The organism is Chryseobacterium sp. WG23 (assembly GCF_024586575.1).
Classification (GTDB): domain Bacteria; phylum Bacteroidota; class Bacteroidia; order Flavobacteriales; family Weeksellaceae; genus Chryseobacterium.
Window position 1 is genome coordinate 581,887 of the sequence record NZ_JALCZE010000001.1, and the last position, 8,573, is coordinate 590,459.

Consider the following 8,573-nt stretch of genomic DNA (forward strand, 5'->3'; position numbering starts at 1 on the left):
CCCGGAACCAATCCAATGTTCCCGGGATTTTGTTTTATAATAGCCTGCTTATTTCAACAGGTCGAGCTCAAGAATATTATTTTCCTTCTGTACATCATTCCTTCGTTTTATTTCTTTATCCCTTTTTTCTGAATCAGAAGCCGTGGTCATTTTTCCTGATGCATCTATTTCTTTAATAACAACCCCCTGGGCCATCATCTGCCTTTCGCTTTTCATCGGATCAGCACGATACTCTTTAAAAGCTTTTCTATATTTCTCTTCATTCACCGTAATAATCGGGTTAAATCGTTCTTTCTCTTTAGTACTCTTCCATTCATATCCTGCCGGGAGCTTTTTATTTCCTTTTAATTCAAATGAATGGGTATGGGTAGCGTCTTCAAGCTTTACAATTAATCCCGGAAGCCCGTGAAATTTATAGGGTCCATCCTGAATAGGAAGATCTGTGGTAAACCAGGCGGTCCATTTTCTGCCGATAAAGTCACAGACTGCTTTCTGAACAGTAAATTCGCCAATTTTTGTTTTATCAGAAAGGATGTTCCATTGCTGTTTTCTTTCATCTTTTACCATATATTCGTCAGCAATCAGGTTATTGAAAAAAATCACTGAATAATCCGGATACATCTTTTCAACACTATACCGTATTTTACCTTTATATTGAATGCCTGAGAAGTTTAATTCTTCACTTCCGGCCTTAAACTGTTTTTCCATAGTTGCAGCAATAAGAGAATCTGTTTCAAAGGTATCTTTACTGTAAAATTTTGAACCTTTTGGAACAACATCCAGCAGCATGATCTCCGTCTCCGGTTGGCCTCCGGCAGTAGAATCTGTGACATACCGGTACTCATACATGAATCTCTGATTCTGTGCATTGGCTATGATGCTCACTAAAAGAATCGTTAAGGTGATTAGTTTTTTCATTGTTAGTTATTTTGTGTGATGTAATCTTATTTTTCTTCGGAAATATTTTTAACAACCCTGCATGGATTTCCTACAGCCACCACATTTTCAGGAATATCTTTAGTCACTACACTTCCTGCTCCTATTACGGAATTATCTCCTATGCTTACTCCGGGCAGAACAACAACATTTCCTCCCAGCCAGACATTGTTTCCTACGGTAATGGGACGAGCATATTCCAATCCTTTATTTCTCTGCTTTGCATCAAGTGGATGGCCGGCAGTATAGAAACTGCAATTGGGACCTATAAAAACATGATCTCCAAACCTTACTTTGGCACAGTCTAAAATAACCAGGTTGTGATTGGCATAAAAATCTTCGCCCACTTCAATATTATATCCGTAATCACACCAAAAAACAGGTTCTATGCAAATATTTTCCTTCGTACTTCCAATAATTCTTCTGATGAGCCGGCTTCTGTTTTCAGCGTCAGAGTTCTTCAATTCATTATATTCCTGGCACAGGTCTTTACAGGCAATACGCTCGCTGATCAGTTCCTTGTCATAGTTTGCATCATATAAAAGTCCGGCTGCACATTTTTCCTTTTCTGTCATAAGATGATAAGTTGAAAATTTATTTGTTGCTTAAAAGGTAAGAATATTTGCAATAATAGTAATAATAGCCTGTTTAAAACTAATCAAGTTCAATAAGTATTCTTTTACACAGCAGATATTATTTTCTGATGTTGGCTATGGTTGATTCCTTAAAAAACAAAAACAGAATGCCGGTGACATTCTGTTTCAATAATAAATGATATAATTTAATTCACCAGGTCCGGTTCTATCGGATTGTTATCTTTTTGAAGCGATTCTTTTGTTCTTTTTTCCATTTCCCGGAAAACCTGACTGGGATCAGAAATTTCTTTTCCATCGGAGGTTTTCACTTTAAAGGCAAACTTAGTATTACCGTCTCCCCCATTTTTCATCATCAACTCTCTCATATTTTTAGTAGGATCATTCACATAGGCTTTCCATGCCTTTTTAAACTGATCTTTCGTTACCTCAATTTCTTTTCCGAATCCTAATATCTTTACATTTTCAGGAACCTGCATATCTTTTTCTGCATCTACAGATTTTACAGTTTTATTACCTATCAGCGTCATGCTGTGAGACCCCGTAGCATCTTCAATCTTTACAATAAGCCCTGGCAACCCGTAAAATTTATAAGGACCGTCCTGAAAAGGGATATCTGTAGTAAACCAGGCTGTCCACTCTCTTCCTCCAAAGCTTGTTGCTGCTTTCTGGGCATTATATTCTCCAATTTTTTGCTTATCAGGGAGTATTTTCCACTCAGGCTTTTTATCTTCCTTTACTTTATATCTGTCTGTAGAAATATTTTTGAAGAGAGAGGTTTTAAAATCCGGATATTCTTTGGTTACTTTATAAGAAACCTGCCCAGATTTTTCCCTTCTGTTAACACTTATGTTTCCTCCTCCGGACTTCAGTTGTCTTTCAAGTTCGGCTCTTCCTATGGAATCTGCTACAAATTTATCATGGCTGTAATAACTGGATCCCTTTTTATCAATATCCAGCAACATCATTTCTTTTTTCACTTCTTCCTTATGATTGGAATCCGGAATAAAGTTGTATTCGTAAAAAAACCTATTGGTCTGGGCACTGGTGAAGATCCCCAGTAATATAAAGAACAGAATTTTATTTTTCATAATGATTTGTCAGTAAAAGCTTTGTCAATATCAATATTGACAAAGCCTGATGAAACGTTATTTCTTTGTCTGAATTCTTATTTCGTTCCGTGTGCCTTTAGCTTTGTTTTCTTTGAAAACAGTAACGCCTGCAATATTTTCAGGTTTTAAGGCATCCGCTTCTTCTTTAGATGCTTCTCTTCCATCTATATAGTATTTCAGATCATCCCATCCGCTTACCTTGAATTTTTTTATCCCATTCATGGCAATGTTCCCGTCACCATCTTTTTTAATATAATCCGCCTGCATTACCATCACTTTTGGAGAGCTGCCTACTGAGGTGAAACTTACTTTCCTGAAATTCTTTGTATTTTCCAACGCGGCTTTTTCAGCTTCAATTCTTGCCTTCACTCCTTCTTTTCTGGCCACCTCACTTTCTAATCTAGCTTTAGCAGATTCTATTCTGGCTTTATCATTTTCTTTTCTTGCCTTTTCATTTTCCTTCATGGCATTTTTAGCCTCTTCCATTGCCTTTTTAGCTTCCTTCATCGCTTTTCGGACTTCTGCTTTTTCTTTTGGGCCCAGGTCTTTATAGAATACCGTTTTACTATTTTTAGAATATATTACAGTAGGACTTTTAGGCTCATCAGGAGAAGTAGGTCCTGCCAAAGGTTCAGGTATTTCAATCTCCATATTCTCAAGTGCTTCCATTTGATTTTTCCATTCAGGAGATTTGAAATATTCTTCCGTATCCTTAAGAGCTTTTTGGTCAGCAATCTTGCTTATTTCTGAAGCAAGTACATTTATTTCTTCAATTTTCTTATTAAAAGCATTGCTGCCGGGTTTCAGTTTATCCAGCTCCTTTCCTTTTTCATCCATCTTCTTTTGGATTTTAGACAACTTTTTATCATCATCAGAATCATTCGCCTTTATTTCCTGAATTTTCTTCTGTTCAGTTTCTCCGGGTCTTACTGTATCTTTTTGAATTTGTAAAACGGCATTTTTAATGGAGATATTCGTTTCTTCAATTTCTTTATTTTTAGCGTTCACCATATAGGCAAAAGCCACTGAAAATAAAACCGGTAATGCAAAAATTCTTCGCGCATACCCGAATTTGGTGTTAGGTTTTTGTAACATTTTAAGTCTTTTTTTAAGGTTTGAACTTAGAAACGGACTGGTGGCAGGCAACTGTGTTCCGGAAAAGTGGCTTGCTAAAAGCATCTGCGCAAATGCTTTGGTGTCCGAATGTTTTACGGCTTTTTTGTCAGCCAGATATTCATGGATTAAATTAATTTCTCTTTTGATAAGGTGAAAAAATGGATTGAACCATAACACAGAGGTGATCACTTCAATAAAGATTTTATCAAATGAATGCTTCTGCTCAATATGTACCATTTCATGCTTTAAAATTTGTTCTCCGATATCAGAATTCAAGGTGATTGCATTCTTCCAGAAAAGGTTTTTAAAATATGAAAATGGGGCTTCTATCAGGTCTGTACGGTAAAAATTAATGCCGTCAAAGCTTTCTTTCTGAAACTGTTTTTTAAACTGCTGGATTTTAAAAATCCCATAGCTCAGTTTTCCTATAAAATAGAGAGAAACCAGTCCCAGAGCTGAAAAAATAATGTTAAAATAAATGTGACCATGGTCTATATTTTTTGTTGTGTTAAAATTCTGAATCTTATCAAGAAGCATATACATATCATTATTTACTTCTATCGTAAAATCGTCTATCCTGATCAAAGGCAGCAATAATGAGATGAGTATTGCTGACAAAAGGTAAAATCTGTTATAATGATGAAATGTCTTGTCTTTTAAAGACAACTGATAATATAAAAACATTACACCAGAACATACAATTACTTTTCCAAAGTACAGAAGCAGTGTTTCCATGATTGTTAGCTTTTCTTTTTCAATTCATCTAATAGCATTTCAAGGTCCTGAACGGTCATTTCATTTTTCTCTACCAGAAACGAAACGGCACTTTTGTAGGAACCTTTAAAATAATTCGTCACAAGGCTTTTCATTGTTTTCCCCGAATATTGTTCTTTAGAAACCAACGGATAATATTCATGCTGTCTTCCGTAGACATCATAATCTACAAATTCTTTCTCCTTTAATACTTTCAAAATTGTAGAAACGGTATTGGTATGTGGTTTTGGCTCAGGAAAAAGATCAAGAATATCTTTAAGGAATCCTTTTTCTATTTTCCACAAATACTGCATTACCTGTTCTTCTGCTTTGGTTAAGGTTTGAATTTTCATATCCTTTTCATTTATCATTAAGGTGATATATGATCCATGCATCTTATATCACTAAGAAATTAGTTATACAAATGTAGACATAAAATTGAATCTAACAACTATTTTTTTAGTGATAGGAGATGCTAATACATTAACACATTGATAATCAAATAAATAAATTTATATTGAATATACATATTTTTTAGTGGCAGTAAATTATCAGCTATATAATCAGCAGAAAAGTGATGATTTCACCTTTAAATTCTTAAAACTTGTTAAAATTTATTAAATAAAATTAAAATGGATTTGTCTAAACCGGGAAATTATATTTATTTTAGTGCTTTAAAAATTTCTCATGAAAAGATATAATTTATTGATTGTACTATTACTGCTTATTTTTAACGTAACAACAGCACAAAAGAAGAATTCTCCGGCTGCTGATCTCAGTGTATTAAAGGAAACAAAATCTAAAATTGAGGCTACTGTTCCATTGGTAATGCAGCATCTTCAGAACATTGCTACCAAAGAAAGCGATAATAATATTGTCACAAACGGAAAAATTGCTGTGGGTAAAGAATATAAAATTTTGGAATCTGAATGGTTTTTATACAGAAACAATATGAAGAACTGTATTCTTAATAATTCTTCCAAGAAAGCTAAAAAATGTATGGAGTATCATACTCAATATCTGAGAAATACATTAATCAATTATAATAACTATATTACAAACCTTACCAAAAAAAATGGATACCTGGGAGTGGAAGGTGATACAAAATTTGATTTCAAGCCTGCAGAACTTGCTACAAAGCTAAGTGAAGCTTATTTCAGTGCTAATGAGGCTGCCGGAAGGATGAAAGCAAATCAGAAAAGAGAGTTTTTGGATCAGACCATGTCTGATGATAATAAGCTGACTCCTTACGCTCAATTGGCTCCGTAATACAGAGGTAATGAATAAAAAACAAAAGAGAATCACAAATGTGGTTCTCTTTTTATTTGAAGTAAAAAAATCTCCGCCAAGCAGTTTTGTGGTACTAATCATAAAACCGTGGGGAAAAAGTAGAAAATGAGGCGGAGATTAATTTTCTTTCATAAAGCTCTGTACTCAGCTGTCCTAATTCTGATTATTCAGAGCTCTTACAAAAATAGCTTTATGTCTCGTACAAGTAAAAGGATAGATGTAGAATTAAATAATAATAAATGTAGAACTAATACTACTATTTTATAGAAAAAACTAGAAAATGAAAAGCCCCAAACCAGGCTACCGGCTATTATTTATCAACATATAAGATGAAATATCATACTTTAACACCGTAAGGTCAACACTTTACATCCCCTATCCACCCTCATTCTCAACTCCCAACTCCCAACTCTCAACTCTCAACTCTCAACTCCTCACCTATCTCCACCAGTAATAATAGTTGTGAAGTCCATCATATTCAAATCCACAACGTGGGTAAAGGGTATTTCCAATATCATTGGTTTTCTCTGTTTCAAGCATTAGTCCACATGCACCGGTCTCTTCACACCATTGTTTACTGCGGTCAATTAAAGCTACAGAAAGCCCTTTTCCTCTATAATCAGGATGTACAAACAGATCACTCAGCAGCCACTGCTTCTGTAGTTTGGTGTAATGAAAAAGCTTGTAAAGCTGGACAAATCCTACAGCTTTTCCGTCAGCTATGGCAAGAAACAGGTCTGATTCGCTGTTTAAAAACCTTTCTTTTAAAAAGGCCTTTCCTTTTTCCAGATCTGATTCCTGTCTGTAGAAGATACGGTAAAGATTAAACAATTCTGCTGTTTCATTCAGATCTTCAAGACCCGCTTTTTTAATGGTGTAATTCATCGTTATATTTATTTGTATTAACGGTGCAAAAGTACCTTTAAAGAGGACTGGTTTTATACTCCAGATTAAAGTTATACAGCTAGTCCAGAACGAAGATGTATTATGGTCATCCAGCCCATTTTCCGCATGTTTGGATTTTATATCTATGAATAACATTGGATCTTTGCTGTACATAAACAAAATCATGACAGATATTATTCAAAAAATCAACAATACAGACTGGCACTCTATTACTGAAGCTATGCATCAAAACGGATATGCCGTTATTCGTAATCTCTTATCAGATGAAGACTGTGAGCTGCTGAAGTCAAATTACAACCATTCAGAATCCTATCGTAAAACCGTTGTTATGGCCCGGCATCGCTTTGGCTTAGGGGAATATAAATATTTTAATTATCCCCTTCCTGCATTGATTCAAATGATACGGACCACCATATACCCTCATCTGGCTTCTATTGCCAATTCCTGGTTCAAGGCTTTACATATGGATACAACCTTTCCATTAGAGCATGCAGAATTCCTGAAGCAGTGCCACAGCAATGGTCAGCAGAAAGCAACTGTTTTAATCTTACAATATGAAAAGGGAGGTTTCAATACTTTACATCAGGATTTATATGGAGACCTGTATTTCCCAATCCAGATTGTTGCCATGCTCAGTGAACCTGAAAAAGATTTCACCGGAGGTGAGTTTGTATTAACCCAACAGGTCCCAAGAGCACAGTCTAAAGCTATTGTTTTAAAACCAGGGAAAGGTGATCTGCTTATTTTTACCACCAATTTCAAACCTGAAAAAGGAACAAAAGGCTATTACAGGGTTAATATGAAACATGGAGTAAGTGAAGTAAAGGAAGGAAATCGATACGCCCTGGGAATCATTTTCCATGATGCTGCCAAGTAAAACAATATGATACAGCATTCACAGCTATCAGATTCTGTTCTCAGAAGTAACATACACCACCGGAAAATTTGTTTTGGAGGAAATAAAAAACTAAAAATATATGGATTGCTTCATTGTAAGTCAGGCAAAAGAATGAACCGGGAAAACAGGGTTTTCTTTGTATCTGAGCAGGAAGCAATGCAAAATAATTATCGCCCGTGTGGGCACTGTATGAAAGAAAAATATAAAATCTGGAAAAATAAATAGATCCTATTTAACCTGAGTTCGGGTAAGAAAGTAAATGGTTTATGGCTGGAAGTTGTTTTCGGTTATAACGTCCGGCAGTCATCGAATTGAAATGAGTAACAATCCCTTATAACAAGGATTTAATAAATTTAAGCAAACAAGGTGTCATTCAGAGCGAAATGTAGTGGAGCGTGGAATCTATACCCTACTTTATGAATTGTCTCGTTTAGATTCCTGGCGAAATGACAAAGAAACTGTTTGATTTCTTAAAGTAGCCTTCTGGGACTTATTCTTTCTTACTTTTTTATCAAGCAGCCCTTACCGCATGTTAATCGCTCATTATCCATGTTTCATATTCTATGGATGTCCGTGATAAAAAAGGATGAGAAAAAGGATGAAAATATGTTTAGAATAAGTAGAGATATCCTGACCCCATAGCATCATTAATTTTTTTTCATCTCTTCAATTTCCCATTAATACTATTATTTTAGAATATATTACATCAAATGTCAATATCATGTGAAATAAAATTAATATTATGTTAAATAAAATGATATATTAGTAACAAAACTATCACACATGAACAATGAAAATTTTAGTACCCTTGAACTGCTTCGCAATCAGTTCAGGTACCCGTTCCCAACACTTAAAAACCCCAATGCCGAGCAATTGCAGGAGATCACCGAGAAACAATGGATCGACGGGGAATACCTGTGGCTTTATGAGCAGAATCCCGATCTACGCAAAAAGTACAAAAAAACAAAG

The 8,573-nt window shown here is 35.1% G+C and carries 10 protein-coding genes; 4 read left to right on the forward strand and 6 right to left on the reverse strand.

The features are described 5' to 3' along the window. Positions 1 to 48: 48 nt before the first annotated feature. The 5 genes from MP477_RS02660 to MP477_RS02680 form a co-directional block, all read right to left on the reverse strand. Positions 49 to 918: a GLPGLI family protein gene (locus MP477_RS02660; protein ID WP_257189037.1), complete on the reverse strand. Its 870-nt coding sequence runs from the start codon at positions 916 to 918 to the stop codon at positions 49 to 51. 26 nt (positions 919 to 944) lie between these two features. After that, the gene (locus MP477_RS02665; RefSeq protein ID WP_257189038.1) at positions 945 to 1,511 is read right to left on the reverse strand and encodes a sugar O-acetyltransferase; all 567 of its coding nucleotides are present in this window, start codon (positions 1,509 to 1,511) and stop codon (positions 945 to 947) included. A gap of 206 nt (positions 1,512 to 1,717) precedes the next feature. After that, positions 1,718 to 2,620 carry a GLPGLI family protein gene (locus MP477_RS02670; protein WP_257189039.1) on the reverse strand — a complete coding sequence of 301 codons (903 nt, stop codon included), beginning with the start codon at positions 2,618 to 2,620 and terminating at the stop codon, positions 1,718 to 1,720. Between the two features lie 57 nt (positions 2,621 to 2,677). Beyond that, positions 2,678 to 4,492: a M56 family metallopeptidase gene (locus MP477_RS02675; RefSeq protein ID WP_257189040.1), complete on the reverse strand. Its 1,815-nt coding sequence runs from the start codon at positions 4,490 to 4,492 to the stop codon at positions 2,678 to 2,680. A gap of 5 nt (positions 4,493 to 4,497) precedes the next feature. Next, on the reverse strand, positions 4,498 to 4,863 hold the full coding sequence (locus MP477_RS02680) for a BlaI/MecI/CopY family transcriptional regulator (protein ID WP_257189041.1): 366 nt from the start codon (positions 4,861 to 4,863) through the stop codon (positions 4,498 to 4,500). 334 nt (positions 4,864 to 5,197) lie between these two features. Here MP477_RS02680 and MP477_RS02685 point away from each other — a divergent pair, with 334 nt between their 5' ends. Next, complete coding sequence (locus tag MP477_RS02685) at positions 5,198 to 5,779, forward strand: hypothetical protein (protein ID WP_230035050.1); 582 nt, start codon at positions 5,198 to 5,200, stop codon at positions 5,777 to 5,779. 459 nt (positions 5,780 to 6,238) lie between these two features. Here MP477_RS02685 and MP477_RS02690 read toward each other — a convergent pair whose 3' ends face one another. Beyond that, a complete protein-coding gene (locus MP477_RS02690) occupies positions 6,239 to 6,685 on the reverse strand; it encodes an N-acetyltransferase (RefSeq protein WP_257189042.1) in 447 nt (148 codons plus the stop codon). Positions 6,686 to 6,869: 184 nt separating this feature from the next. Between MP477_RS02690 and MP477_RS02695 the strand changes: the two genes are divergently transcribed. The 3 genes from MP477_RS02695 to MP477_RS02705 form a co-directional block, all read left to right on the forward strand. Further along, positions 6,870 to 7,583, forward strand: coding sequence for a 2OG-Fe(II) oxygenase (locus MP477_RS02695; RefSeq protein ID WP_257189043.1), 714 nt, complete (start codon positions 6,870 to 6,872; stop codon positions 7,581 to 7,583). 6 nt (positions 7,584 to 7,589) lie between these two features. After that, on the forward strand, positions 7,590 to 7,829 hold the full coding sequence (locus MP477_RS02700; RefSeq protein WP_257189044.1) for an Ada metal-binding domain-containing protein: 240 nt from the start codon (positions 7,590 to 7,592) through the stop codon (positions 7,827 to 7,829). Positions 7,830 to 8,387: 558 nt separating this feature from the next. After that, positions 8,388 to 8,573, forward strand: a 186-nt coding sequence (locus MP477_RS02705; RefSeq protein ID WP_257189045.1) for a hypothetical protein, incomplete at its 3' end; no start/stop codon positions are given.

Coding starts and splice junctions, on each gene's coding strand:
- MP477_RS02675 (WP_257189040.1), bottom strand. CDS start 4,492: ATGGAAACACTGCTTCTGTACTTTGGAAAAGTAATTGTATGTTCTGGT.
- MP477_RS02695 (WP_257189043.1), top strand. CDS start 6,870: ATGACAGATATTATTCAAAAAATCAACAATACAGACTGGCACTCTATT.
- MP477_RS02690 (WP_257189042.1), bottom strand. CDS start 6,685: ATGAATTACACCATTAAAAAAGCGGGTCTTGAAGATCTGAATGAAACA.
- MP477_RS02680 (WP_257189041.1), bottom strand. CDS start 4,863: ATGAAAATTCAAACCTTAACCAAAGCAGAAGAACAGGTAATGCAGTAT.
- MP477_RS02685 (WP_230035050.1), top strand. CDS start 5,198: ATGAAAAGATATAATTTATTGATTGTACTATTACTGCTTATTTTTAAC.
- MP477_RS02700 (WP_257189044.1), top strand. CDS start 7,590: ATGATACAGCATTCACAGCTATCAGATTCTGTTCTCAGAAGTAACATA.
- MP477_RS02660 (WP_257189037.1), bottom strand. CDS start 918: ATGAAAAAACTAATCACCTTAACGATTCTTTTAGTGAGCATCATAGCC.
- MP477_RS02670 (WP_257189039.1), bottom strand. CDS start 2,620: ATGAAAAATAAAATTCTGTTCTTTATATTACTGGGGATCTTCACCAGT.
- MP477_RS02665 (WP_257189038.1), bottom strand. CDS start 1,511: ATGACAGAAAAGGAAAAATGTGCAGCCGGACTTTTATATGATGCAAAC.